At 65.8% G+C, this 24,723-nt stretch carries 21 protein-coding genes; 6 read left to right on the top strand and 15 right to left on the bottom strand.

The annotated features are described in order from the left end of the window. Positions 1 to 124 precede the first annotated feature (124 nt). From coxB to QK287_RS15250, 3 genes are all read right to left on the bottom strand, one after another. Positions 125 to 997: a cytochrome c oxidase subunit II gene (gene coxB / locus QK287_RS15260; RefSeq protein ID WP_226775182.1), complete on the bottom strand. Its 873-nt coding sequence runs from the start codon at positions 995 to 997 to the stop codon at positions 125 to 127. A gap of 200 nt (positions 998 to 1,197) precedes the next feature. Then, positions 1,198 to 1,587, bottom strand: a complete 390-nt coding sequence (locus QK287_RS15255) for an iron-sulfur cluster assembly accessory protein (protein ID WP_226775181.1) — start codon at positions 1,585 to 1,587, stop codon at positions 1,198 to 1,200. A 171-nt stretch (positions 1,588 to 1,758) separates the two neighbouring features. Further along, positions 1,759 to 3,189 (bottom strand): dipeptidase, encoded by a 1,431-nt coding sequence (locus tag QK287_RS15250; protein WP_282360634.1) that lies wholly within the window; start codon positions 3,187 to 3,189, stop codon positions 1,759 to 1,761. Between the two features lie 105 nt (positions 3,190 to 3,294). Between QK287_RS15250 and QK287_RS15245 the strand changes: the two genes are divergently transcribed. Further along, positions 3,295 to 3,894 (top strand): DUF3043 domain-containing protein, encoded by a 600-nt coding sequence (locus QK287_RS15245; RefSeq protein WP_226775179.1) that lies wholly within the window; start codon positions 3,295 to 3,297, stop codon positions 3,892 to 3,894. An 87-nt stretch (positions 3,895 to 3,981) separates the two neighbouring features. Here the strand turns inward: QK287_RS15245 and QK287_RS15240 are convergent, their stop codons facing one another. Then, positions 3,982 to 5,055, bottom strand: a complete 1,074-nt coding sequence (locus QK287_RS15240) for a quinone-dependent dihydroorotate dehydrogenase (protein WP_226775178.1) — start codon at positions 5,053 to 5,055, stop codon at positions 3,982 to 3,984. Positions 5,056 to 5,122: 67 nt separating this feature from the next. Between QK287_RS15240 and QK287_RS15235 the strand changes: the two genes are divergently transcribed. Genes QK287_RS15235 through QK287_RS15225 form a run of 3 tightly spaced genes read left to right on the top strand, consistent with a single transcriptional unit; the run spans position 5,123 to position 8,859 of the window. Then, entirely contained in the window at positions 5,123 to 6,820 is a 1,698-nt protein-coding gene (locus tag QK287_RS15235) for an FAD-binding dehydrogenase (protein WP_282360632.1), read from the top strand. A 9-nt stretch (positions 6,821 to 6,829) separates the two neighbouring features. Continuing rightward, positions 6,830 to 7,825: an alpha/beta hydrolase gene (locus tag QK287_RS15230; protein WP_226775176.1), complete on the top strand. Its 996-nt coding sequence runs from the start codon at positions 6,830 to 6,832 to the stop codon at positions 7,823 to 7,825. After that, the gene (locus QK287_RS15225) at positions 7,822 to 8,859 is read left to right on the top strand and encodes an alpha/beta hydrolase (RefSeq protein WP_226775175.1); all 1,038 of its coding nucleotides are present in this window, start codon (positions 7,822 to 7,824) and stop codon (positions 8,857 to 8,859) included. The genes QK287_RS15230 and QK287_RS15225 overlap by 4 nt, the downstream gene beginning before the upstream one ends. A gap of 39 nt (positions 8,860 to 8,898) precedes the next feature. On the opposite strand, the gene QK287_RS15220 is transcribed toward QK287_RS15225, so the two are convergent. From QK287_RS15220 to leuA, 3 genes are all read right to left on the bottom strand, one after another. Beyond that, complete coding sequence (locus QK287_RS15220) at positions 8,899 to 9,741, bottom strand: isoprenyl transferase (protein WP_226775191.1); 843 nt, start codon at positions 9,739 to 9,741, stop codon at positions 8,899 to 8,901. An 8-nt stretch (positions 9,742 to 9,749) separates the two neighbouring features. After that, positions 9,750 to 10,505: a DNA repair protein RecO gene (recO, locus tag QK287_RS15215; RefSeq protein WP_282360630.1), complete on the bottom strand. Its 756-nt coding sequence runs from the start codon at positions 10,503 to 10,505 to the stop codon at positions 9,750 to 9,752. A 93-nt stretch (positions 10,506 to 10,598) separates the two neighbouring features. Continuing rightward, on the bottom strand, positions 10,599 to 12,338 hold the full coding sequence (gene leuA, locus QK287_RS15210; RefSeq protein WP_282360629.1) for a 2-isopropylmalate synthase: 1,740 nt from the start codon (positions 12,336 to 12,338) through the stop codon (positions 10,599 to 10,601). 251 nt (positions 12,339 to 12,589) lie between these two features. Here leuA and QK287_RS15205 point away from each other — a divergent pair, with 251 nt between their 5' ends. Then, the gene (locus tag QK287_RS15205; protein WP_226775172.1) at positions 12,590 to 14,542 is read left to right on the top strand and encodes a M13-type metalloendopeptidase; all 1,953 of its coding nucleotides are present in this window, start codon (positions 12,590 to 12,592) and stop codon (positions 14,540 to 14,542) included. A gap of 91 nt (positions 14,543 to 14,633) precedes the next feature. On the opposite strand, the gene QK287_RS15200 is transcribed toward QK287_RS15205, so the two are convergent. The 5 genes from QK287_RS15200 to QK287_RS15180 all read right to left on the bottom strand — a co-directional run bounded on the left by QK287_RS15200 (position 14,634) and on the right by QK287_RS15180 (position 20,147). Then, on the bottom strand, positions 14,634 to 16,214 hold the full coding sequence (locus QK287_RS15200) for an LCP family protein (RefSeq protein ID WP_282360627.1): 1,581 nt from the start codon (positions 16,212 to 16,214) through the stop codon (positions 14,634 to 14,636). 103 nt (positions 16,215 to 16,317) lie between these two features. Beyond that, on the bottom strand, positions 16,318 to 17,277 hold the full coding sequence (gene era, locus QK287_RS15195) for a GTPase Era (RefSeq protein ID WP_226775170.1): 960 nt from the start codon (positions 17,275 to 17,277) through the stop codon (positions 16,318 to 16,320). Then, complete coding sequence (locus QK287_RS15190) at positions 17,261 to 18,592, bottom strand: hemolysin family protein (RefSeq protein WP_226775169.1); 1,332 nt, start codon at positions 18,590 to 18,592, stop codon at positions 17,261 to 17,263. The genes era and QK287_RS15190 overlap by 17 nt, the downstream gene beginning before the upstream one ends. Next, positions 18,589 to 19,062, bottom strand: coding sequence for an rRNA maturation RNase YbeY (ybeY, locus tag QK287_RS15185; protein WP_226775168.1), 474 nt, complete (start codon positions 19,060 to 19,062; stop codon positions 18,589 to 18,591). Before ybeY ends, QK287_RS15190 begins: the two co-directional genes overlap by 4 nt. Continuing rightward, the gene (locus QK287_RS15180; RefSeq protein ID WP_226775167.1) at positions 19,059 to 20,147 is read right to left on the bottom strand and encodes a PhoH family protein; all 1,089 of its coding nucleotides are present in this window, start codon (positions 20,145 to 20,147) and stop codon (positions 19,059 to 19,061) included. Before QK287_RS15180 ends, ybeY begins: the two co-directional genes overlap by 4 nt. 428 nt (positions 20,148 to 20,575) lie before the next feature. Between QK287_RS15180 and QK287_RS15175 the strand changes: the two genes are divergently transcribed. Then, positions 20,576 to 21,457 carry a GerMN domain-containing protein gene (locus QK287_RS15175; RefSeq protein ID WP_226775166.1) on the top strand — a complete coding sequence of 294 codons (882 nt, stop codon included), beginning with the start codon at positions 20,576 to 20,578 and terminating at the stop codon, positions 21,455 to 21,457. 42 nt (positions 21,458 to 21,499) lie between these two features. Here QK287_RS15175 and QK287_RS15170 read toward each other — a convergent pair whose 3' ends face one another. The 3 genes from QK287_RS15170 to hrcA form a co-directional block, all read right to left on the bottom strand. Then, complete coding sequence (locus QK287_RS15170) at positions 21,500 to 22,288, bottom strand: 16S rRNA (uracil(1498)-N(3))-methyltransferase (protein ID WP_226775165.1); 789 nt, start codon at positions 22,286 to 22,288, stop codon at positions 21,500 to 21,502. 2 nt (positions 22,289 to 22,290) lie between these two features. Then, positions 22,291 to 23,418: a molecular chaperone DnaJ gene (dnaJ, locus tag QK287_RS15165; RefSeq protein ID WP_226775164.1), complete on the bottom strand. Its 1,128-nt coding sequence runs from the start codon at positions 23,416 to 23,418 to the stop codon at positions 22,291 to 22,293. Positions 23,419 to 23,512: 94 nt separating this feature from the next. After that, positions 23,513 to 24,526, bottom strand: coding sequence for a heat-inducible transcriptional repressor HrcA (hrcA, locus tag QK287_RS15160; RefSeq protein WP_226775163.1), 1,014 nt, complete (start codon positions 24,524 to 24,526; stop codon positions 23,513 to 23,515). Positions 24,527 to 24,723: the final 197 nt, after the last annotated feature.

Genomic DNA, 24,723 nt, shown 5'->3' with positions numbered 1-24,723 from the left:
CCCGATGGTCTTATGGTCAGTCGAGGTGATCCAGTTGACGACAATGCGTCCCTTGGATTTCGGTACTACGGGAGCCCCAAGGATCCCGGTGGGCTGGGAATAGGTAGTTGCCACGTCGCTCCCCTTACTTGTTCTCGGCCGGGGCCGGGTTGCGGTCGTACTCTTCGCCGAGGAGGCCCGTGTTGCCATCCTGGCGCAACTGCTCCAAGTGCGACTGGAATTCGGCTTCGGAAACGACCTTCACGCGGAACAGCATTTCGGAGTGGTACTCGCCGCAGAGTTCGGCGCACTTGCCGTCGTAGGTTCCCTCTTTAGTCGGGGTGAACCTGATGTAGTTGGTCTTCCCGGGAATCATGTCGCGCTTCTGCAGGAAGGCGGGAACCCAGAAAGAGTGGATGACGTCGCGGGCGTTCAGTTCCAGGTCAACGGACTTGTCCACGGGCAGGTACAGGGTGGGCAGCTTTTCCTTGTCCACATCGTTGCCCGTCAGGTGGGCCTGGACTCCGGCTTCGTGGACATCCTCCTGGATGACGTCGCCCTTTTTGTAGTTGAAGTCCCAGGCCCACTGCTTGCCGCGGACGTCAACGATAACGTCGGCAGGTACCGACCGGTTGTCGATGGCCTGCTGGTCGTTGTCAGTGAAGTAAAAGAAGACCAGAACCATAAACAGCGGGATCGTCAGGTAGAAAACCTCAAGGGGCAGATTGAAGCTGTTCTGCCGGGGGAACCCAACGGTGCCTTTACGGCGCCGGTAGGCGACGATGCACCAGATCATCAGGCCCCAGGTAATGACGCCTACGATCAGCGCGGCAATCCATGAGTTGACCCAGAGGTCCATGATGCGGTCAGTGTGGTTGGTGGTGCCACGCTCAGTGGGCAACCACCCTTTCTGTACCTCTGGTGAACATCCAGTCAAAGCCAACGCGCCGGCGAGTGCCAAGCCAGTGATCGTAGTGATCTGTTTGCGTCGGCTGCCGGTTCGGTTCTGCGAACTCACAGACGGCCCTTCCTACTTGTTGCTGTTGCCCCGGGCCGCAAAATCGCGGACGGGGCAGCCGAAAAGTTTTACTACTCGGTGTAGAGCTTACCGCTCCCCGCGAGTTTTCGCCCACATGTCCGCGCAGTGCGTCGGGACCTTTTTAAGGGCCCCGCTCGTTGTGGATCCTGCGGCACTAAGCCCGGGCGGATTCGCCGGCTTTAGTGGAAAGAATCGCCGCAGGCGCAGGACCCGCCGGCGTTGGGGTTGTCGATCGTAAAGCCCTGCTTAGAGATGGTGTCTTCGAAGTCGATGCTGGCTCCGCTGAGGTACGGCACACTCATTTTGTCGACCACAACTTCAACTCCGTCGTAGTCGCGGACGGCGTCGCCGTCGAGGAGCCGCTCATCGAAATAAAGCTGGTAGATCAGGCCGGAGCAACCGCCGGGCTGCACGGCCACGCGGAGGCGCAGATCGGTGCGGCCCTCCTGCTCCAGCAGGCTGCGGACCTTGCCGGCCGCCACGTCGGTCAGTTTGACCTCGTGCGCTGCCAGTTCCGTGCCCGCCTCGGCGGTGGTGTCGGTGCTGTTTTCATTGGTTGTAGTGCTCATGGCCTACCTTCTAACGACGGTGGTGGCGGCGCCGCTCCCGCGGCACCCGCCCCTACTTATACGGTACGGGCTATAGCTACATGCTACGTCGATCAGCCGTGTAGCTCTAACTCCTGAGCCAACCGTCCAAGCGGGCCGGATGTTCCCTGGACAGACACCCGGCCCGCCCGCCTAGGCCAGCCCGTCAGCGTTCAGCCGGGCCAGCATCAGGGCCTCCGCAACGATGGCGTTCCGGAAGTCGGCCAGGTGCAGGGATTCGTTCGCACTGTGCGCCCGGGAATCCGGATCCTCAACGCCGGTGACCAGGATCTGTACATCCGGGTACAGCTCAGTCAGATCCGCGATAAAGGGTATCGAACCGCCGATGCCGGTCTCCACCGCAGGGACGCCCCAGGCCTCGCCGAGCGCCCACATCGCGACGCTGGCCGCTTTGGAAGAGGTGTCCGTGAGGAAAGCGTTGCCGCTCTCCCCCGGGGTGAAGACCACGTGCGCGCCGAACGGCGCGTTGGCTTCGACATGCCGGCGGACGGCGTCCATCGCTTCGGCCGGGTCCTGTCCTGGGGCGAGCCGCAGGCTGAACTTGGCCCGCGCGCGCGGCAGCAGGGTGTTGGAGGCAACGTCGACCGCGGGGGCATCGAAGCCGATGATCGACAGTGCCGGTTTGGTCCACATCCGGGAGGCAATCGTGCCTGTGCCGGCGAGCCGGACGCCGTCGAGCACCGAAGCGTCTGCGCGGTATTCGGCTTCGGAAAGGTCCACAGCGACCTCGTCCCGGCTGACCAGCCCGTCGATGGCGACGTTCCCGTCGTCGTCGTGCAGGGTAGCAATCAGCCGCGACAGCAGCGTCGGAGCGTCCAGCACCGGGCCACCGAACATCCCCGAGTGGACGGCGTGGTCAAGGACCTTCACCTCGATAGTGCCGTCAACCAGGCCGCGGAGACTGGTGGTCAGGGCGGGAATGCCGACCTTCCAGTTGCTGGAGTCGGCCACAACAATCACGTCTGCGCGCAGCAGCTCCTGATGCGTTTCCAGAAAAGTCCGGAACGTTGGTGACCCGGCTTCCTCCTCGCCCTCGAAGAAGAAGGTCACGCCGAGGCCAAGTTCGTCGCCCAGCACGCGGGTCACGGCCGAGTAAGCAGCGATGTGGGCCATAATTCCGGCCTTGTCGTCGGCCGCGCCGCGTCCGTAGAGGCGCCCGTCGCGCTCGACGGCGGTGAACGGCTCGGTCGTCCACAGCGCCAGGTCGCCGGTGGGCTGCACATCGTGATGGGCGTAGAGCAGGATTGTCGGTTTGCCCGGGGCGGCCGGCCGGCGGGCGACGACGGCCGGCCCACCGGGCGTACCGTCCTCCTTGTCGCAACGCAAGGTCCGCACCTCTTCGAAGCCGGTGGCACGGACCAGCTGTGCGACGGCCTCGGCGCTGGCGTTCAACGGCGCAGGGTCAAAGCTGGGCCAGGCGATGCCCGGGATGGCGACGAGCTCCGTCAACTGGGCGATCGTCGTGTCGAACGTTTCGGTAACGGCTTGCCGGAGGGCTTCAGTGTCGACGTTTCCGACACGGCCAGGCACGGTTTTTGGGTTCCCCATGGGTGATGAAGTCATGGCCAAGACACTACCTGCGCCGTCGATCACTGCAAACCAGGCAGGGCCTATCGCATCGTGTGTGCGCTGGGTCTCGCGCCCTGCGCCCCGGGGTATTCTGTAGTGGTGTTTGGACGTAAAAAAGAAGCGCCATCGGCGCAGGACATTGTTGACCAGCAGGCGGCCGGGGCAAATGCCCGGGACGCCGCCCTCGGCAAGGGCGCGCCCACGCCCAAGCGCAGCGCGCAGGTGGCCGCCCGCAAGCGCCCGCTAGTGCCGGAGGACCGCAAGGCCTCCAAAGCCGCGGAACGCACGGCGGTCCAGGAGCAGCGGCTGAAAATGCGGCAGGCCATGGACACCGGCGACGAGAAGTACCTGCCGCTGCGGGACAAAGGTCCACAGAAGCGTTTCGCCCGCAACTATGTGGATGCCCGCTTCAGCCTTGGCGAGTACCTGATGTTCGGTGCGCTCCTCTTTGTGGTCATCTCGTTGCTGGTCCCCGCCTCCAGCGCCCAGATGATCTATGTCCTGGGCGGGTTTTGGGTAATGTTCCTGGCAGTCTTCGTCGACGTCTTTATCCTGTCCCGGAAGCTCAAGAAGCGCCTGGCGGAGAAGTTCGGCGACGTGGAGCGAGGGACCGTATGGTACGGCTCCATGCGCTCGCTGCAGTTCCGCCGCCTGCGCCTTCCCAAGCCCCTGGTCAAGCGCGGCGACTACCCGGCCTGATCCCCCTGCGCACCAGAGCCCCCGGCAGTTGGACTGCCGGGGGCTCTGTCGTCCCCGACCCGGGACACCCGGGCGGGAATGGGCCGCTTAACGCCGGGAGGGGTGCTTGGCCAGTTGCCGGTTGATGCGGGCGGCCCAAAATGGTCCTTCGTAAAGGAACGCCGTGTATCCCTGCACAAGGGTGGCGCCCGCGTCGAGCCGCTGCTGCACGTCCTGCGCCGTTTCGACCCCGCCGACCGAGACGAGTGCCAGTCTGCCGCCGGTTGCCGCCTTGAGCCTGGCCAGCACTTCCAACGACCGTTGCTTCAGCGGTGCCCCGGACAGCCCGCCGGCGCCGCAGGCTGCAACCTTGTCCGGACCCGCGGACAGCCCGGTCCGGGCAACGGTGGTGTTGGTGGCGATAATTCCGTCAAGTTTCAGGTCCAGGGCCAGGCGCGCGACGTCGTCGATGTCCTCATCGCTGAGGTCCGGGGCAATCTTGACCAGCAAGGGAACATGGCGCCCTGCAGCGTGGTCCGCGGCTTCCCCAACTGCCGTCAGCAGCGGGCCCAGCGTCTGAACGTCCTGCAGCAACCGCAGACCCGGGGTGTTCGGGGAGCTGACGTTGACCACGAGGTAATCGGCGGCGGGCGCCAGGCTGCGGGCGCTGATGAGGTAGTCGGCGGCCGCGTCCGAAAGTTCCACCACCTTGCTCTTGCCGATGTTGACCCCAATGACGGGGCGGACCCCCGGGTACCGGCGCTGCAGGGCGGCCCGGGCCGACTTCAGGCGGGGCGCCACGGCGGCGGCCCCGTCATTGTTGAAGCCCATCCGGTTGATCACTGCCCGGTCCTCGACCAAGCGAAAGAGCCGCGGAGCGGGGTTCCCAGGCTGGGCCTGGCCGGTGATGGTGCCAACCTCAACATGGCCAAAGCCCAGCTCGGTCAGGGCTTCGATTCCGTGACCCTCTTTGTCGAAGCCCGCCGCCAGGCCAAACGGCGACGGGAAGGTCAGGCCAAATGCCTGGGTCTTTAGTGACGCTGCCGGCGCTGTGAACCGCTGGAGCACACGCCCCGCGCCGCAGCTGTGGACAAGCCGGATAGCCCGGAAGCCAATCTTGTGGGCGCGTTCGGCGTCCATCCATAAAAAGGCCAGTCGGAAGAATGTCGGATATACGCGCATGGCTCTAGTTTTGCGGTTGCGGCGGTCCAGACCAAACCCGTGTACTCCCTGGCGCTAGCATGAAGCCATGAGCAGAGACAATGGCGCCCCGACCCCGGTCCCTGTGCGGGCGGCCGGATCGGTGATCGACGCCGACGTCATCGTGGTGGGTGCAGGCCTTGCGGGCCTCGTGGCCGCGGCCCAGGCTTACGCCGCCGGCCGCCGGGTTGCCGTGCTCGACCAGGAACCCGCGGCCTCCGCCGGCGGCCAGGCACACTGGTCATTCGGCGGGCTGTTCCTCGTGGACTCCCCTGAACAGCGCCGTCTTGGCGTCAGGGACAGCGCCGGCCTTGCACTGGCCGACTGGATGTCCTCCGCCGCCTTCGACCGGAGCGAAGATACCCTGGCCATGGACTGGGCCGCCGCGTACGTGGACTTCGCCGCAGGGGAAAAACGTGCCTGGCTCGCTTCGCTGGGGGTGAAGTTGTTCCCGCTCGTGCAATGGGCCGAACGCGGCGGGTACGGCCCCGACGGCCATGGCAACACGGTGCCGCGTTTCCACGTCGTTTGGGGCACCGGGCCGGCCCTGGTGGCGCCGTTCCTGGCAAAGCTGCGAGAAGGCGAGGCCTCGGGGCGGGTCACCTTCCACTTCCGCCACCGCGCCGCCGACCTGGTGACCGTGGCGGGACGAGTCACTGGTGTGCACGGCGAGATCCTGGAACCCAGCGGTGCGGCCCGCGGCGAAGCCTCCTCGCGCGTCGCCGTCGGCAGCTTTGAAGCATCAGGCGCCGCAATAGTGGTGACCACCGGCGGGATCGGCGGCAACCACACCACCGTCCGGCAGCAGTGGCCGGACGGCCGGGCACCCCGGACGATGCTGAGCGGCGTGCCGGCGTCCGTTGATGGCGAGTTCCTGGCTGCCGCTGCCCGCGCCGGAGGCCGGCTCATTAATGGGGACCGGATGTGGCACTACCCCGAAGGGATCCGGAATCATTCGCCGGTCTGGCCACAGCACGGAATCCGGATCCTGCCCGGACCCTCATCGCTGTGGCTTGACGCCAGCGGACAGATGCTCCCAGCTCCCCTGTTTCCGGGGTTCGACTCGCTGGGGGCTCTGCGCCACATCCTGGGAACGGGCCACGAGCATTCCTGGTTCGTCCTGAACAGGACCATCGCCCGCAAGGAGTTTGCGCTCTCCGGCTCAGAACAAAATCCCGACCTCACCGGCAAGGACCTCCGCTTGCTGGCGTCCCGGCTCGGGCCCGGGAACGACAGCCCACTGCAGCGCTTCCTGGACCGCGGGGTCGACTTCCTGCAGGCGGACACTCCCGCCGGGCTGGCGGCCGCCATGAACTCGCTCACCGGCCTGCCGCTGGTTGACCCGGCCGGGCTGGACCGGCTGATTCGGTCCCGGGACCGGCAGTTCGACAGCGGACTGGGCAAAGACCCGCAACTCGCTGCCATTCGCGCCGCCCGGCGATTCACCACCGACAAGGTCATGCGGGTGGCTCCGCCGCACCGGATGCTGGACCCCCGGCACGGGCCGCTGCTGGCGGTCCGGCTCTCGGTGCTGACCCGCAAAAGTCTGGGCGGGCTCCACACAGATCTGCAGTCCCGGGTCCTCGATGGTGCCGGGCAGCCTGTCCCCGGACTTTTCGCCGCCGGGGAAGCTGCCGGCTTCGGCGGCGGCGGCATCCACGGCTACCGCGCCCTAGAGGGGACCTTCCTCGGCGGCTGCCTCTTTTCCGGCCGATCGGCCGGGCGCGCCGCGGCGTCGGCGGTATAGATGCCGGCCGTGGAGTGGGTGGCCGATATTCTGGGCGGCGATTTCGAAGCCTGCACGTTCCCGGCGGCCGGTCCGGACGGCGTCGAAAGGAACGCCACACTGGTCCGGCACGTTGCCGGGGCCGGAGCGGGTTCGACTGGAGGGGACACGGCCCGGGCCGTGCTCTTCCTGCATGGTTGGAGCGACTATTTTTTTAACGCCGAGCTCGCCCGATTCTGGACCCGCCGGGGTTTCGCATTTTTTGCCCTCGACATGCACAATCACGGACGGAGCCTGCGTGCGGGCGCGCCCGGCGGCTATGTGGCCGATCTCGCTGACTACGACGCCGAGATCACCGCGGCGATCGGGATCATCACCGCACTCCACCCCGGGGCGGACGGCCCGCCGGCGCTGGCGCTGATGGGCCATTCGACCGGCGGGCTGATAGCGGCGCTGTGGGCAAGCCGGCACCCGCGTGTGGTCTCTCAGTTGGTCCTGGACAGCCCATGGCTGGAAATGCACGGCAGCCCCGCCCTACGCCGTGCGGCCCGGGCCATGGTGGATCCGCTCGCGCGTTTCCGGCCGGAAGCCGTCATCCGGCTTCCGGAACGCGCTTTCTACTGGCGCAGCATCAGCAGCGCGGCCGAGGGCGAATGGGCTCTCGATGACCGTTACCGCCCGCCCCGGGCCTTCCCCGTCCGCGCCGGCTGGCTCAGTGCCGTCCTTGCCGGCCAAACGAGGGTGGCACGGGGACTGAACATCACCGCCCCCATCCTCGTGCTGATCTCCGGGGCCAGCGCCAACGGCATGTTCTGGAAGGAATCGATGCGCCGCACCGACGCCGTTCTGGACGTTAACACCATCGCCCTGCGTGCCTTGAGCCTGGGCCGGAGCATCACTCTGGAAAGGATCGACGGCGCGCTGCATGATGTGTTCCTCTCCGCCCCGCCCGTCCGGGCCGACGCCTACGCCCGGCTGTCCCGCTGGCTCCGGGCCTACGGTCCGGACAATGGCAGCACCGGATGAACCGTCCCCTGGTGACCCAGCTTTGGCGGCAGGACGTGCTGGGGGCCCGCTTTGAGAGCCTCGAGCTGCCCTTGTCCTCCGACGACGAAGGACCCGTTGTCGCGACCCTGGTGCGGCATGCCCGCCCGGGCGCAGGTGCGGCCCCCACCGCGGTCCACAGCCCGGATGTCCCGGGCATCCGGGCTCCGGAGAAGGTGGTCCTCTACCTCCACGGCTGGGCTGACTATTTCCTGCAGGCCGAGCTCGCCGATCACCTCGTTGCCAGCGGCTTCCACTTCTACGCCCTGGACCTTCGGAAATTCGGACGCAGCCTCCGGGACTGGCAAACCCCCGGCTACACGGCCGACCTGGCAGTCTACGACGAGGACATTGCGGCGGCGCTGGCAGCGATCGGCTCCGACATCGCCGGCCGCACCGGCAGCTCCGCAGACCCGACGATGCACCTGCTCGCGCATTCCCTCGGCGGCCTCGTGGCGGCGCTGTGGGCGGACCGGAATCCGGGGAAGCTGGGCACCCTGATCCTCAATGCACCCTGGCTGGAACTGCAGGGCAGCAGCCTGATCCGGAACATCGCGATGCATTTGGTGGAACCGTTGGCGCGCACCGACCCGCGCCGGCCGCTGCTCCTGCCCAGCATGCCCGGCTACTGGGACAGCGTGAGCGGCACGGCGCACGGCGAATGGGCTGTGGATCCCGCGTGGCGGCCCAGGGAGTCGTTCCCCGTCAGGCCGGGCTGGACGAAGGCGGTCATGGCAGGCCACGCGGCCGTGGCGCGGCGGCTCGACATCACGTCGCCGGTGCTGGTGATGCTGTCAGGACGAACCCGGATCCAGGCCGAATGGTCAGAGGAACTCACGGACGTCGACGCCGTCATCGATGTGGAGGAAACGGCGCGCCGGGCGCTCGGCCTGGGCCGCCGGGCGGCCGTCTTCCGCTACCCGGGAGCGATCCACGACATCTTCCTTTCCCGCCGTGCTGTGCGGCGGGAGGCCTACGACGATCTGGTGCTCTGGCTCAGCCTGTACCCGGGCTGACTGACCCTGCACCCGCGCAGCGGGCTGCCGGACCCGCGGTCAGGCCGGCCCGGCAGGGGCAGCCGCGTCCACTGCGCCGCCGTAGCGGCGGTCCCGCTGGGCATAGATTTCGACGGCGTCCCACAGGGTACGCCTGTCCACGTCCGGCCAGAGTGTGTCCATAAAGACGAACTCCGCGTAGGCCGACTGCCAGAGCATGAAGTTCGAGAGCCGCTGCTCCCCGGAGCTGCGCAGGAACAGGTCAACGTCGGGCAAATCGGGCTCGTCCAGGAATCTCTGGATCGTCTTTTCGGTGATGGCGCCCGGCTTGAGCCGCCCGGCCGCCACCTCTTCCGCGATGGCGGACACCGCATCGGCGATCTCGGCACGGCCGCCGTAGTTAACACACATGTTCAAGGTGCAGGTGCTGTTTCCACGGGTGAAGTCCTCCGCCTCCTCCAGCTCGCGGATCACCGAGCCCCACAGCCTGGGCCGTCGGCCGGACCAGCGGATGCGGACACCCCAGTCATCGAGCTGGTTGCGCTGGCGTCGTAGCACGTCCTTGTTAAATCCCATCAGGAAGCGCACTTCTTCGGGCGAGCGGCGCCAGTTCTCGGTGGAAAAGGCATACACGCTGACGTACTCAATGCCCAGCTCGATGGCCCCGGCCACCACATCCAGCAAGGCAGGCTCCCCCGCTTTGTGTCCTTCGATCCGGGGCAGGCCCCGCTGGTTGGCCCAGCGGCCGTTGCCGTCCATCACAATGGCGACGTGCCGCGGGATGAACTCCGCGGGGATGGCCGGGGCGACGGCCCCGGAGGCGTGCGGATAAGGGCTCACCACCGGGGTGCTCCGCTGCCGGACCGGACTCTTCTTTTTAGCAAATGCCGCGTTTTTACCCAAGGCCACAGTTACGTTCGCTCCACATGTTTGAGGGACTTAAGGACACGTTCCAGATGCCACTGCAGGTAGCTCGCCACCAGACCCGCAGCCTCGCGCCGATGCACGGAGAACGAGGCGTCCGCCGTCGTCCAGTTCCCCGTCAGCAGGGCGCCGAGCAGCACAACGGTCTCCGCGGCGGGAGCCGGGGATCCCGGCGGCCGGCAATCCGCGCACACCATGCCGCCAAGCGGCGCCGAGAACGCATTGTGCGGACCGCGGGCCCCGCAGCGCGCGCAGTCCGTAAAACTCGGTGCCCAGCCTCCGGTGGCGAGGGCCCGCAGCAGGTAGGAATCGAGAATGAGCTCCGGGGTGTGGTCGCCGCGGCTCAGCGATGCCAGGGCACCGACCAGGAGGTTATATTGGGCCGTGCCCGCTTCGCCGTCGACGTCGGTGAGTTTCTCCGCCGTCTCGGTCATGGCTGCCGCGACGGTGTACCGCCCGTAGTCCGCGGCGATGTTTCCGCCGTAGACGCCCTTGGCCACGGCTTGGGTGACAATATCGAGGCTGCGACCGGAAATCAGCTGCAGGTCCGCGACCATAAAGGGTTCCAGCCGGGCGCCGAAGCGGCTGCTGGTGCGCCGGATTCCCTTGGCCACCGCACGGACCTGGCCGTGGTGCTTGGTCAGGATGGTGATGATCCGGTCTGCTTCGCCCAGCTTGTGGGTACGCAGCACAACGCCGTCATCACGGTAGGCGCGGGAGGAAAAGGAGGATGGTTGGGCCACGGTTAATCTTCGCACTGTCGTTGACGGAATCGCTGCCGTTGTGGAAAGCAGCACTGCGCCGCCGGAGGATCCGGCGGCGCAGTTGCCCGCCGTTTAGGCGCGGGCGTCCCGGACGGCCCGGTTCACGGCCGAGATCACGGCCTTGAACGAGGAGGTGGACGTGTTGGCGTCGATCCCAACGCCCCACAGCACCCGTTCCCCCACGGCGCATTCGACGTATGCCGCAGCGAGGGCGCTGCCGCCTTCGGAGAGGGCGTGTTCGCTGTAGTCCAGCACCCGGACGTCGACGCCGTCTTCGCGCAGGATGCTCAGCAGCGCGGCGATCGGGCCGTTTCCGGTACCGGTGCGGTGGACCGGGGTTCCGTCGACCTTGAGCGCGGCGTGCAGCGTCATGGAGCCGGCTTCGTCCGTCTCGGTGCTGAATGAGCCCAGCGCGTAGCGCCCCCACTGGGCGTCGGCCGCGCCGGAGGGCAGGTACTCGTCCTGGAAGACCTGCCAAAGCTGAGCCCCGCTGACTTCGCCGCCCACGGTATCCGTCTGTTTCTGAATGACACCGGAGAACTCGATCTGGGCACGCCGTGGCAGGTCCAGGTTGTGCTCGTTTTTCAGCAGGTACGCGACGCCGCCCTTGCCGGACTGCGAATTGACCCGGATGACGGCCTCGTAACTGCGGCCCAGGTCCTTCGGGTCGACCGGCAGGTACGGGACCTGCCAGGGGTACTCGGCCACGTCCTTGCCGGCGGCAGCGGCGTCCTTTTCGAGCGCTTCGAGACCCTTTTTAATTGCGTCCTGGTGCGAGCCGGAGAATGCTGTGAAGACGAGGTCCCCGCCGTAAGGCGTACGTTCCGCTACGGGCAGTTGGTTGCAGTACTCCACCGTGCGGCGCACCTCGTCGATATCGGAGAAATCAATCATCGGGTCGACGCCCTGGACGAACATGTTCAGGCCCAGGGTCACCAGATCCACATTTCCGGTCCGTTCCCCGTTCCCGAACAGGCAGCCTTCGATCCGGTCCGCGCCGGCCAGGTAGCCCAGCTCCGCCGCGGCGACGCCGGTGCCGCGGTCATTGTGCGGGTGCAGGGACAAGATGATGCCCTCCCGCGGGTGCAGGTTGCGGCTCATCCACTCGATGGAGTCGGCGTAGACGTTGGGGGTGGCCATTTCCACCGTGGCCGGCAGGTTGATGATGACCTGGCTGTCGGCGGAGGCCTCGAAGACATCGGCGATGGCGTTGCACACCCGGACGGCGTATTCCAGCTCGGTTCCGGTGAACGATTCCGGCGAATACTCGTAGGTGATGTGGGTGTCCTGCAGGGTCTCTTCATACTTCTTGCACAGCCGCGCGCCCTGCAGGGCAATGTCCAGGATGCCGTCTTCGTCCTGATTAAAGACCACCCGGCGCTGCAGGACCGAGGTCGAGTTGTACAGGTGCACGATGGCCTGCCTGGCGCCGGCGAGGGATTCATACGTCCGCTCGATGAGGTGCTCCCGGGCCTGGGTCAGGACCTGGATTGTGACGTCCTCGGGGATGTGGTTGCCCTCGATGAGCTGACGGACGAAGTCGAAGTCGGTCTGCGACGCGGACGGAAACCCGACCTCGATTTCCTTGTAACCCATCCGGACCAGCAGTTGGAACATCTTCAGCTTGCGGGCGGGACTCATCGGGTCGATCAGGGCCTGGTTGCCGTCACGCAGGTCCACTGCGCACCAGCGCGGGGCCTTCGTGATGACCTTGTCCGGCCAGGTGCGGTCCGGCAGTTCTACCGTGATCAGGTCCTGGAACGGGACGTAGCGGTGAACTGGCATTCCTGAGGGCTTTTGTGCGTTTCGCATTACAATCGGGGCCTTTTCTGTGATTCCTGGTGAAAGGGTGGCCGGGCAACACAAACTCCGCAGCGAGGGTGGGCCTTGCGCTAGATCGCGTCTGAGGCCTCGCCGCGGCAGCTAAGAAGGAGCAGTTCTGCGCGCACCATGTCACAGTAACACGGGTGCGTAAGATGAAGGAGCCATACCTTCTCAACGTCCACCATGCAGACCGGCTTCCTTCGCAAGGCGGCGCCGGGCTGCCTCTCAGAGGAGCATCCGTGCCACTTTCGGGAATCAACCTGTCCACTATCGACGCCACTGTCCGGCCTCAGGATGACTTGTACCAGAACATTAACGGCACCTGGCTCAAGAGCATCCAGATCCCGGATGACCGGTCCCTGGAAGGGACGTTCACGGCGTTGCGGGACGGCTCGGAACTGGCGGTGCGGGAGATCATCGGGGACGCGGCCGCCCGTGGCGCGGAGTCGACCGGGATCGAGCAGAAGATCGGCGACCTCTACAACAGCTTTATGGACGAGGACGCGGTGGAATCAAAGGGACTGGAGCCGATCCGCCAGCGGCTCGCCGACGTGTTCGCCACACCGTCGGTCGCCGAACTCGTAGCGCTTGCCGGGCGCCTGTTCCGGGCGGACGTGGACGGCCTGTTCTACATCTATCCCGCTCCCGACGCCGGAAACCCGGACCGGGTCCTGCTGTACACCGGCCAGGGCGGGCTGGGCCTGCCGGATGAGTCGTATTACCGCGACGAGAAGTTCGCACCGGTGGTCCAGGCATACACGGACCATGTGGCAAACGTTTTCGCCCTGGCCGGTGTCGCCGGACCGGCGGACGCGGCCGGCCGGGTTGTGGCTCTGGAGACGGCCCTGGCTTCGCACCACTGGGACAAGGTCACGCTGCGGAATCCGCAGAAGACCTACAACCTGAAGTCAGCCGATGAGGCGTCGCAGCTCTTCCCGCTCCTGGCCACGTGGTTCGACGCCGCCGCAATCGCGCCGGAGAAACGCACCGAACTCGTTGTGAGCACCCCTGACTTCTTTGCCGGCGCAGCGTCTCTGCTGGACTCGGAGCCGCTGTCAGTCTGGCAGGAGTGGCTCGCATTGCGGGTCATCAGCTCGGCCGCTCCCTACCTCTCCGCCGCTTTCGTCGATGCGCATTTCTCCTTCTACGGCACCACCCTGAGCGGTACGCCCCGCAATAAGGACCGCTGGAAGCGGGGGGTCGCCGCCGTCGAGGCCGCATTGGGCGAGGCGGTCGGGCAGATCTACGTTGCCCGGCACTTCCCGGAAACCCACAAGGCGAGGATGGAGTCGCTGGTATCGAACCTGATCGAGGCGTACCGTGAATCCATTACCGGCCTGTCCTGGATGGGTGCAGAAACCAAACGGGAGGCGCTGAAGAAACTCGATTCGTTTCGGGCCAAAATCGGCTACCCCGACAAGTGGATCGACTATTCCGCAGTGCAGATCGATCCGTCGGATCTGCTGGGAAATGTGGAGCGCGCGCACAGTGCCGACGTCGACAGGCACCTCGATGAGGTGGGACAGCCGGTGGACCGGGACAAATGGCTGATGACGCCCCAGACCGTAAACGCCTACTACCACCCGCTGCTCAATGAGATCGTGTTCCCGGCAGCCATCCTGCAGCCGCCGTTCTTCACCGCTGACGCCGACGATGCGGTCAACTACGGCGGCATCGGTGCGGTAATCGGCCACGAGATCGGCCACGGCTTCGATGACCAGGGCTCGCAGTACGACGGAAGCGGCCTGCTGCGCAACTGGTGGACCGAAGACGACCGGACGGCGTTTGAATCGCTGACTTCCCGGCTGGTGGCCCAGTTCGATGCGCTCTCCCCCAATGCAGCGCCCGGGCACACCGTAAACGGGAAACTGACTCTCGGCGAAAATATCGGCGATCTGGGCGGGCTGACAATTGCTTACAAGGCGTACCTGATCAGCCTCGACGGCCAGGAGCCGCCGGTGCTGGACGGCCTGACCGGCGTGCAGCGCTTCTTTGCGTCCTGGGCTGCCGGCTGGCGCCAGGCCATCCGGACCGAGGAAGCGGTCCGCCGGCTCGCCACGGACCCGCACTCGCCCAACGAGTTCCGCACCAACCAGATCGCCATGAACCTCGACGCCTTCCATGAGGCCTTTGGCACAACGGAGCAGGACGGTATGTGGATGCCGGCCACCGAACGCGTCAGCATCTGGTAGGCGCCCGTCCCGGCACCAACAACGGGCCAACCGGGAAGGGCCGGCCGCGGAGTACATCCGCGGCCGGCCCTTCCCGGTTGAGCTAACCGTGCTAGCGCGTGACCAGGAACGGGTTGGCCTGCTGGCAGACGACGTCCCCGGCTGTCTGATTCACGATGTCCGCGGGTAGTTGCACCGGGGCGTCAGCGCCCGCAGCGCCGCCCACAAGGTCGCTGCCCAGATACACCTGCACACCGTTTACACCGGCGGCCGGGAGCACCTGCGCCGCCGGGACACCCAGCAGCGTGGCCACGTCCGCGGCAACGTCTTCGAATCCCGCGCCGTAGTAAACCGCTGTCGTAACGACGGCCGGGGCGGCAAGCTGGGCAAGCTGGCTGAAACCGCCTGCTGTGAGGGACTTGATGATTTCCTGGCTCCGCGCAGGGACCCCTGAACCGTTGGCCACTGTAACGGGCTGGACCGCCTTGTCATAAGCAGGGGCAGGTGGGCTGGTACTCGGCGCCGCGCTGGCGGTTGCACTCGCATCCGGTGAACCCGACGGGGTGGGCGTCGCCGTCGGGTCGGTCAAATCGATGTCCTTGCGCATCGCTGCGAAGAGCTGCGAGGCTGCGGGTTCGGCCAGGTCCAGCCGGTTCGGGTCGCTGGCGGCCGGCATGGTGGGAACAGCGACAAAGGCGATCTTGCCAACGTCGATATTCTTCAGCCGGTTTCCGACCGTCAAGAGCGTCGGGACCGACGCCATGCCCTCATCGATTGTGAGGTTCTTGGTGACGACGTCTGCGATCTGAAGCATCTGGGCGGGGTTGGAGAGCGTGCCGTCGTCCTTGATTTTGCGGACCAGGGAGGACAGGAAGCCCTGCTGCCCCTTGATTCGGCCGAGGTCGCCGCCGTCGGCGAAGGCGTGGCGGGCCCGGAGGAACGCCAGCGCCTGTTCGCCCTGGACCTTCGAGGTGCCCTTGGGCAGCCGGAGTCCCGAATCGGGGTCGAAGACGGCGTCGCTGATGCAGACATCCACACCGCCGACGGTGTTGGAGAGTTCCTTGACCGAATCAAAGTCCGCCATCATAAAGTGGTCGATCTCCAGGCCGGTGAGCTTGTTGACGGTGTCGACGGCGCAACCGATGCCGGCCTCCGACATCGCCGAGTTGATCATAACGTTTTGCCGGGCCGGGAACTCCTGCTTCGTTTTCTGGTCGGTGCATTTCGGCGTATCCACGAGCAAGTCGCGCGGAAAGCTCACGACGTTGACGCGCTTGTTGTCTGCGGAAATGTCCATCAGCATCATAACGTCCGAGTTGCCGTAACCGGTCGAATCCTCGGGGCCGCCGTACTGGGAGTTCTTGCCGTCGCGTGTGTCTGAGCCAAGGATGAGGATCTGCATCCGGTCCCGCGCGTCGTCCACCACGGGCTCGGTTTTATCACTGCCGGCGCCCAACGACGCCTTGCTGATGTTGCCCTGCAAACGAATCGCCCAGTAGGCGCCGAAGGCAATAACGCCGACCAGCAGGACGGAGACCACTGCAGTCCCGATCTTCAGCCAGCCGGGCAATCGCCGGGGCGCACCCATATGCCGCGCCGGTCCCACTGCGGGATCGACCGTATGCCGGGCAGCAGACCCGGACGGGACCGGGGATCCGGTACCGTCCTGGCGGTCTTCTCGGGGTCGAGACACTATGGAGCCTACTTTCACAACAGGGATCAGGCCATTTTAGAGTCCGAATCTGGGAAATCCCCGATGGCGGGTTCTTTGGGAGCGGCGGAGAGCGGACGGGCGGCTAGAAGCCGAGCTTCACCAGCTGCTTCGGATCCCGCTGCCAGTCCTTGGCAACCTTCACGTGCAAATCGAGGTAGATCCGGGCGCCGAGCAGCGCCTCGATCGCCTTACGGGCTGTTGTGCCGACGTCACGCAGCCGCGCGCCGCCCTTGCCGATGATGATGGCCTTCTGCGAAGAACGCTCCACATAGAGGTTGACCCGGACATCAAGGAACGGCCTGTCCTCGGGGCGTCCTTCACGCGGGACAATCTCATCAACCACCACGGCAAGGGAGTGCGGCAGCTCGTCGCGGACGCCTTCGAGGGCAGCTTCGCGGATGAGTTCGGCAATCATAACGGCTTCAGGTTCGTCCGTCAGGTGCCCGTCGGGGTAAAGCGGCGGCGACGCCGGCATCTGGCTGATCAGGACGTCGGCAAGGGTCTCGACCTGGAACCCGTCGGCGGCGGAAACCGGGACGATGTCCTTCCAGCCGTCCTCGCCGAGAACTTCCCGGCCCAGCGCAGCAACGGCAAGAAGCTGCTCGGTCAGAGCCTGGCGGTCCACCGTGTCGGCTTTCGTAACGACGGCGATGACGGGCTTATTGCCGATGGCCGAAAGCTGGGCCGCGATGAACTTGTCGCCCGGACCGATCTTCTCGTTGGCCGGCAGGCAGAAGCCGATCGCGTCGACCTCGGCGAGGGTGTCGGCGACGAGCTCGTTCAGCCTCTTCCCCAGCAGGGTGCGCGGCCGGTGCAGGCCCGGGGTGTCCACCAGGATCAGTTGCGCGTCATCCCGGTGCACGATGCCACGGATGGTGTGGCGCGTGGTCTGCGGCTTGGCCGAGGTGATCGCGACCTTCTGGCCGACCAACGCGTTGGTGAGGGTCGATTTGCCGGTGTTGGGCCGGCCGACGAGCACCGCGAAACCGGCGCGGTAGCCGCCGTGGGCTGCTTCGACGTCGGACTTATTCTGCTTGCTCACGTGAGACTCCCTGTTGGATTGGTGCGGCCTCGTCGAGAAGGTCTTCAAGGTCAGTTTCTACTTTTGGTACGGCGTCCGCAATGATGTGGCTGACGCGGTTCCGCCGGCCCTCGAGCCGGTCGGCACGCAGCCTCAGCCCGTGGACTTCGACGGTACTGCCGACGATCGGCACCCGCCCGAGGGCCTTGGCGAGCAGGCCGCCCACGGTGTCCACTTCGTCGTCCTCAAGCTCCAGGTCGAAAAGTTCGCCGAGATCTTCAATGCTCATCCGAGCACTGACCCGGTAGCTTCCGTCGCCGAGTTCCACGGCTTCGGCGCTCTCGGTGTCGTATTCGTCGACGATTTCGCCGACAATTTCCTCGATCAGGTCCTCAAGCGTAACGAGCCCGGCGGTACCGCCGTACTCATCGATCACGATCGCGACGTGCGTCGATTCCTTCTGCAGTTCGCGCAGCAGTTCGCTCACCGCCTTGGAGTCCGGCACATAGCGCACTTCCCGGGCAAGTTCGTCAACCACGGGGGGAACCTCGTCGGCCCCGAGATTGTGAATGACCGAGGCAACATCCTTCAGATAGACGATGCCCAGCACCTGGTCGGTGTTCTCCCCGATGACCGGGATCCTGGAATAGCCCGAGAGCAGGAACAGTGACATGGCCCGGTGCAGGCTCGAGCCGGAATCGATACTGAGGATGTCGGTGCGGGGCACCATCACTGAGCGGACCAGTGTGTCGCCGAAGTCGAACACCGACTGGATCAGCTCGGCTTCGTTGTCCTCGATCACGTCCGATTCCGTGGCACGGTCCACCAGCTCACGGAATTCCTCTTCGCTGAAGAACGCCTCGTTGTCGGCGGGGGCTCCCGGGGCCACCGCACTGCCGAGGGTCACAAGCCAGCCGGGAATAGGTCCCAGCACCCAGCACAGCCAGCGGATCACCGGTGCGCTGAAGCGGACCAGACCCGCCGAATGCACCCGGCCGAGCTGACGCGGGGACACACCAACAATCACGAAGCCCAGCAGGGCCATCACTCCCGTGGCGATAAGGCCGGACAGCCAGACGTTGTCGAGCAAACTGGTCAACAACACGGTGACGGCAACCGCAGAGGCCGTATCGAACCAGATGCGCCAGAAACGCAGTGCCCGCATGTGCGCCACCGGCTGCGCCATGATCCGTTTCAACGCCGAACCGCGGCTGTTCAGGATCGCGGCTTCGGCGTCGTGCCGGGAAAGATAATTGAAAGCCGATTCGGCCGCGGTCAGGAAGGCGGCAAAACTCAGGAATACAAGAGCCATGCCGGCAACGATCAGTGGCGTCACTGAATCGTCTCTGACGGCGCGTCTTTACCCGTGAAGGCCGAAAGAAGTTCGCGCTGGAGGCCGAACATTTCTTCCTTCTCCTCCGGCTCGGCGTGGTCAAAGCCGAGCAGATGGAGGATGCCGTGGGTGGTTAACAGCAGCATTTCATCTTGGGTGGAGTGCCCGGCATTAACTGCCTGGACCTCGGCTACCTGCGGGCAGACCGCGATATCCCCAAGCATGCCCTGGGGCGTGGGCTTGCCAGGTGTGCCCGGCGTCAACTCGTCCATGGGGACCGAGAGCACATCCGTGGAGCCCGGCTCGTCCATCAGTTCTATGTGCAGCTTCTCCATCGCCGGTTCATCCACCAGCAAGATCGACAGCTCGGCCTGCGGGTGGATAAACAGGCGTTCGAAGATGAATCGGGACAGCCGTACAAGTTCGGCCTCATCGACGGTGACGCCGGATTCGTTGTTGACCTCGATGCTCACGAGTGTTCTCCCCGCTTGTCGCGGGCCACGGAATGCTTGACCCGGTTCCTCTGGATTTCATCCCACGCACTGTAGGCGTTGACGATGTCTCCCACCAGGCGGTGCCGGACGACGTCGGAGGCGTCCAGGACTGTGAAATTGACGTCGTCGATGCCCCGCAGGATGTCCTCCACGATCCGGAGGCCGGACCTGGTCCCAAAAGGCAGGTCCACCTGGGTAACGTCACCGGTGACCACCATTTTGGAGCCGAATCCCAGCCGGGTGAGGAACATCTTCATCTGCTCCGGCGTGGTGTTTTGCGCCTCGTCCAGGATAATAAAGGCGTCATTGAGCGTCCGTCCGCGCATGTACGCGAGCGGGGCAACTTCGATGGTGCCGGCCGCTATCAGCCGCGGAATGGATTCGGGGTCCATCATTTCGTGCAGGGCATCATAGAGCGGACGCAAGTAGGGGTCGATCTTGTCGCTGAGTGTGCCCGGCAGGAAGCCCAGGCGCTCCCCCGCTTCGACGGCGGGCCGGGTCAGGATGATTCTCGTGACTTCCTTCTGCTGCAGCGCCTGGACGGCTTTGGCCATCGCCAGGTACGTTTTGCCGGTACCTGCCGGGCCGATGCCGAAGATCACGGTGTTGGCGTCAATGGCGTCTACGTAGTTCTTCTGGTTCAGCGTCTTCGGCCGGATTGTTTTGCCGCGGCTGGAGAGAATGTTGTGCGTGAGTATCTCAACCGGGCTCTGCAGCGACTGGCTTCGGAGCATCGACACAAGCTGCTGCAGGACGGCCGGAGTGATGACTGTGCCGCGGGCGACAAGGCCCCGGACCTCGTTGAGCAGACGCATGATCCGCGGCACGTCCGCCGCCGGACCGCTGATCGCAAGTTCGTTGCCGCGCACGTGGAAATCGACGGCCGGGAACTGCGCCTCGATGAAGCGAAGGGCTTCATCATGGCTGCCGAGTGACTGGACCATCTGATCGGAATTATCGAACAGGACTACCTCCGTCCGCAGCCCTGGGAGGGAGTGGGGAAATTCACCTGCGGAGCGCTCTGCGTCGCTGATCCGGGACTTGCCGTTCGCTGCTTCAGTCATGGTCTTGGCCCGCGGGCCCCTGGTCCCCTCCAGTTCGGAAATGGTCTGTTCCGCGATCCGGTCCGACGGCGATGCTCGCCGTCCGCGGCCGGGGCAACGGGTAGCTCCATCTTACGCCAGCGCCGTGGACGCGTCGCCCGGGGTGTTAGCGCCAGTGCTGCCCCCGCCCTGCCGGGAACGGGCTTTAGGTATCAGGTTTATATCGGCCGTATATCGTTCCCGTTGCAGTTCTTGCCCCCCTGCCCATTCCAGCTCTCCGTGCCGGACCTGTATGCAATGCTGGAAAATGCCTTCGCACGGCATTTTCATCCGGCCGGGCAGAGGCTTGGGCACGAAGGAACCGAGCAGAAAGGGCAGCAGCCATCAGGCAAGCCGGGATTGGGCAGGCAACAGCAGGCAGGCGTACCCGCCGGGCCGCGCTGCTGCTGATGCTGCCCGCCGCGCTCACCCTCTCCGGCTGCGTGGCGACCCCCCAAGCCGGGATCACAGACTCAGCCTCGCCGTCGCAAGCCCTCGCGCCCCAGGCATCCCCGCCCACCACAAGTGCCCCGCTGGAAACGACCCAAGCGTCCAACAAGGCGCCGGTGTACTGGATCGGCCGAAGCAACAACAGCACCTTCCTGTACCGGGAGTTCCGTGACGTTACGGAACAGGACAACCCGGTCACCCGGGCGCTGCGCGTTATGACCTCACAGAAACCGCTCGACCCGGACTTCTTCACCCCGTGGCAGGACCCCAAAAAACTCGCAAGCTCCATCTCGGGTAAAAACGTCATCACCGTGGACATGTCCGCCGACGCGTTTAACAGCAACCTGGACCCGGCCATGGCTGAGCGCGCAATCCAGCAGCTCGTCTACACAGCGACAGCAGCCGCGGCCAGCGCCGGACTGGTCGACTCCGGCCAGCAGATCCAGGTGGTGGTGCTGGTGGACGGGCACACCGACTACGTTGCCTTCAACCACGTCCGGTTGGGCTCCCCGACCTCGCGCAGTGTCGGAATGGTCGCTCCCGTCTGGATCATTGATCCGCAGGAAGGCACCACCGCCGCGGACGGCGCGGTAAAGATCTCCGGCCGCAGCACCGCCCCGGGCGGAAAGCTTCGCTGGGAGATTCTGCGCGTCAACGGCAGCGTCGAGACAACATACCTGAACGGGACCCTCACAGCCGCCGCCGAGGCCGACCAGTCGGGCGCCTTCAGCCTGTCGGTCAACTTGGGGCCGGGCCGCTACGAGGTTCGGGTATCCCAGCTGGAAGACAGTAACCCGGCCGAGGACCTGAACGTTGATACCCGCGGGTTCACGGTCAAGTAGTCAACACCGCAGCGCCGGGCAGCAATCCGGAGCGTCGCCGCGCTACCAGCGGCCCAGAATATCGCTGGCCAGGACAGTCGCGGCGGGCCCGGCCGTGGACGAGCGAAGTACATGCCGGCCGAGCAGGGCTGTTACGGCACCGGCGTCGCAGAGCCGTGTCACTTCCCGCGGGCTGATGCCACCTTCCGGTCCCACAATCAAAAGTATCTCCCGGTAGCTGCCGGCGCTGCCACCGGTGGCCCCGGTGGCCCCGGTACCTTCCCAGGCCTCCAGCACCTGCCGCAGCGGACGCACGGCGTCCTCATGCAAGATGACGGCGAGGTCGGCGGCCGCCACGGCCCCCTGCAGTGCGGCGCTGTCGACGGCGGGGCGGACTTCGGGAATCCAAGCACGGCGCGCCTGCTTGGCCGCGGCGGTAACCACCGATTGCCACTTGGCATGGGCCTTGGCCGCACGGTCCGCCTTCCAGCGGACAATCGAGCGTTCAGCCTGCCAGGGCACCACGGCGTCGATCCCCAGCTCAGTGGCGGTCTCGGCGGCCAATTCATCCCGGTCGCCTTTCGCGAGGGCCTGGACCAGGACCAGCCGGGTCCCGGGCCGGGGTTCATCGGCCAGGACGGCGCACTTCACCGTCAGTTCGGCGGCTGCGACAGCCGCCACGGCGCCGGTGAGCCGCTTTCCGGCGCCGTCGGCGATGTCAACGGACTCCCCGATGCCGAGGCGCTTAACCGTCACCGCATGGCGCGCCTCCGGACCGTCAAGGACAAAGAGCGATCCCGGGGCCAGCCCGTCCAGGGTACCGGGGGCAGTAAAAAAGACCGGGTTACTCACGCCTACAGGTTACCGAACCGGTCCCGCAGCTTGGCGAAGACCCCGCCGCTCGCGGCAAGCTTCCCTTCGCTGAACTGTTCGCCGCGCAACTTGGCCAACTGCCGAAGCAAATCCTCCTGGGCGGCGTCGAGCCGGGCGGGGGTGTCGACCTGAAGATGAACCTTCAGGTCCCCGCGGCCGTAGCCGCGCAGGTGGGTTACGCCGAGGCCCCTAAGTGTCATAACTTCACCGGACTGGGTGCCGGCCTTGACGTCAATCTCCTGCTGGCCGTCGAAGGTGTCGAGGGTCAGTTCGGTGCCGAGTGCGGCCGCCGTCATCGGGATGCTCAGGCTCGCGTGCAGGTCGTCGCCGTCGCGAATGTAGGTGGCGTCCTCCTTGACCCGGATCTCGACGTAGAGGTCCCCGGCGGGACCGCCGGCAGGTCCGGCCTCGCCCTGGCCGGAGAGCTGGATGCGGGTGCCGGTGGCGACGCCGGCGGGGACCTTCACGGTCAGGGACCGACGGCTGCGAATCCGGCCCTGGCCGGCACATTCGTTGCAGGGATCCTTGATGACCGTACCGAAGCCCTCGCAGGAACCGCAGGGTGCCGTGGTCATCACCTGGCCGAGGATGGAACGGACAGCGCGCTGCACCTGGCCGCTGCCGCCGCAGATGTCGCAGCGTTCCGGGTGGCTGCCTTCGCGGCAGCAGGAACCCTCACAGCTGGGACAGGTGACGGCCGTGTCGACTTCGAGCTTCTTGTTGACGCCGAAAACGGCGTCGCGGAGCTCGATCCGGACGCTGATCAGGGCGTCCTGGCCGCGGCGGATCCTGGATGCCGGTCCGGCCTGGCCGCCGGCACCGAAGAACGTCTCGAAAATGTCCTGGAAAGCGAAGCCCTGGCCGGAGTAGCTGCCGCCGCCGGAGCCGTTGGCGTTGCCGTTTTCGTTGCCCGTGGTGTCGTAGATCCGGCGCTTCTGCGGATCGGAGAGTACCTCGTAGGCGTGCGTGACCGCCTTGAACCGCTCAGAGGCGTCGTCCCCCGGGTTCACGTCCGGGTGGAGGGTCCGCGCCAGCTTGCGGTAAGCCTTCTTGATCTCTTCTCCCGTGGCTTCGCGGGAGACTCCAAGAACGTCGTAGTGGCTGCTCAAAGTTGTTATCTCTTCCTGGTAGTACTGCCTGTTAAGGGGCACGAAGTCTGATGCCGGCCCCGCGGGCCGGTCGGTTGCGGGTGGACGCGGTCCGTCAGGGACCGAGAATCCGGGAAAGGTAGCGTGCGACCGCCCGGACGGCGGCCATGGTCGTCGGGTAATCCATCCGGGTGGGGCCCAGCACTCCGACTTTCGCCGTCGCGTCCGGGCCGTAGCCGGTGGCCACCACCGAGGCCTCGGCGAGTCCGTCGTAAGGATTTTCCCTGCCGATGCTCACCGTCACGCCCCGGGGGTCAGCTGCCATGTCGCCGAGCAGGCGAAGCATCACCACCTGTTCCTCCAGGGCTTCCAGCACGGGGCCGATGCTCAGCGGGAAGTCCACGTTTGACCGGGCCAGGTTCGCGGTTCCGGCCATGACCATCCGGTCCTCGCGGCTGCTGGCGGCCAGAGCCTCAATGCCGCGGGCCAGCGCCTGGGCGGCGCTGCGACGCGCGGGCGGGCAGTTGCCGATCACCGAGTGCAGCGACTGCGGCAAGAGGTTCAGCGGGGTCCCTGAGATGCCGCCGAGGAACCGCGTGCGCAGCTCCGACAAGGCCTCATCCGAAAGATCGTGCCCCACGTCAATGACGCGTTGCTCCACCTTCCCGGTGTCCGCGATGAGCACCGCAAGTACTTTACGGGGCGCCAGCAGGACAAATTCGACGTGCCGCACCTTGGCCCGGCTCAGATGGGGGTACTGCACAACGGCGACCTGGTTGGTCAGCTGCGAGAGCAGCCGCACGGTCCGGTCCAGGACGTCGTCGAGGTCCTCAGAGCCTTCCAGCAGGGCCTGGATGGCCCGGCGTTCGGCCGGCGAAAGCCGTTTGACCGCCGAAATCTGGTCCACAAAAAGCCGGTAGCCCTTGTCCGTCGGGATTCGCCCGGCACTGGTGTGCGGTGCCGTAATGAGCCCCTCGTCCTCCAGGGCCGCCATGTCGTTGCGGATCGTGGCACTGGACACGCCGAGGTGGTGCCGCTCCACGAGGGCTTTGGATCCCACGGGTTCGCGTGAATGGACGTAGTCTTCCACGATGGCGCGCAGCACTTCGAGTTTGCGTGGTTCGCTCACGCTCCACCTCCTGTCGACCGTCCCGCATTCGATGCCACCGCCCGCCGCACGCGCCGGACACACAGTGGCCGGGCACACAGTGGCTAGCACTCGACATGCCTAAGTGCTAACCAGTCTAATATGAGTCGCCGCGTTGTTAGCATTGAATTCGCTTCGGGCGTTCTTCCCGGGGCAGGTGTTTTGGGGCACAGCCCACC

This window comes from Arthrobacter sp. AL05 (assembly GCF_029960715.1).
Taxonomy (GTDB): Bacteria; Actinomycetota; Actinomycetes; order Actinomycetales; family Micrococcaceae; genus Arthrobacter.
The sequence above is the reverse complement of the archived record's forward strand: the minus strand, read 5'-3'. Positions and strand labels throughout refer to the sequence as shown.

What these genes read in the sequence shown, in the direction of transcription:
- QK287_RS15255 (WP_226775181.1), bottom strand. Translation starts at nt 1,587, where the DNA reads ATGAGCACTACAACCAATGAAAACAGCACCGACACCACCGCCGAGGCG.
- QK287_RS15250 (WP_282360634.1), bottom strand. Translation starts at nt 3,189, where the DNA reads ATGACTTCATCACCCATGGGGAACCCAAAAACCGTGCCTGGCCGTGTC.
- QK287_RS15240 (WP_226775178.1), bottom strand. Translation starts at nt 5,055, where the DNA reads ATGCGCGTATATCCGACATTCTTCCGACTGGCCTTTTTATGGATGGAC.
- QK287_RS15235 (WP_282360632.1), top strand. Translation starts at nt 5,123, where the DNA reads ATGAGCAGAGACAATGGCGCCCCGACCCCGGTCCCTGTGCGGGCGGCC.
- QK287_RS15225 (WP_226775175.1), top strand. Translation starts at nt 7,822, where the DNA reads ATGAACCGTCCCCTGGTGACCCAGCTTTGGCGGCAGGACGTGCTGGGG.
- leuA (WP_282360629.1), bottom strand. Translation starts at nt 12,338, where the DNA reads ATGCGAAACGCACAAAAGCCCTCAGGAATGCCAGTTCACCGCTACGTC.
- QK287_RS15180 (WP_226775167.1), bottom strand. Translation starts at nt 20,147, where the DNA reads ATGACTGAAGCAGCGAACGGCAAGTCCCGGATCAGCGACGCAGAGCGC.
- QK287_RS15175 (WP_226775166.1), top strand. Translation starts at nt 20,576, where the DNA reads ATGCTGCCCGCCGCGCTCACCCTCTCCGGCTGCGTGGCGACCCCCCAA.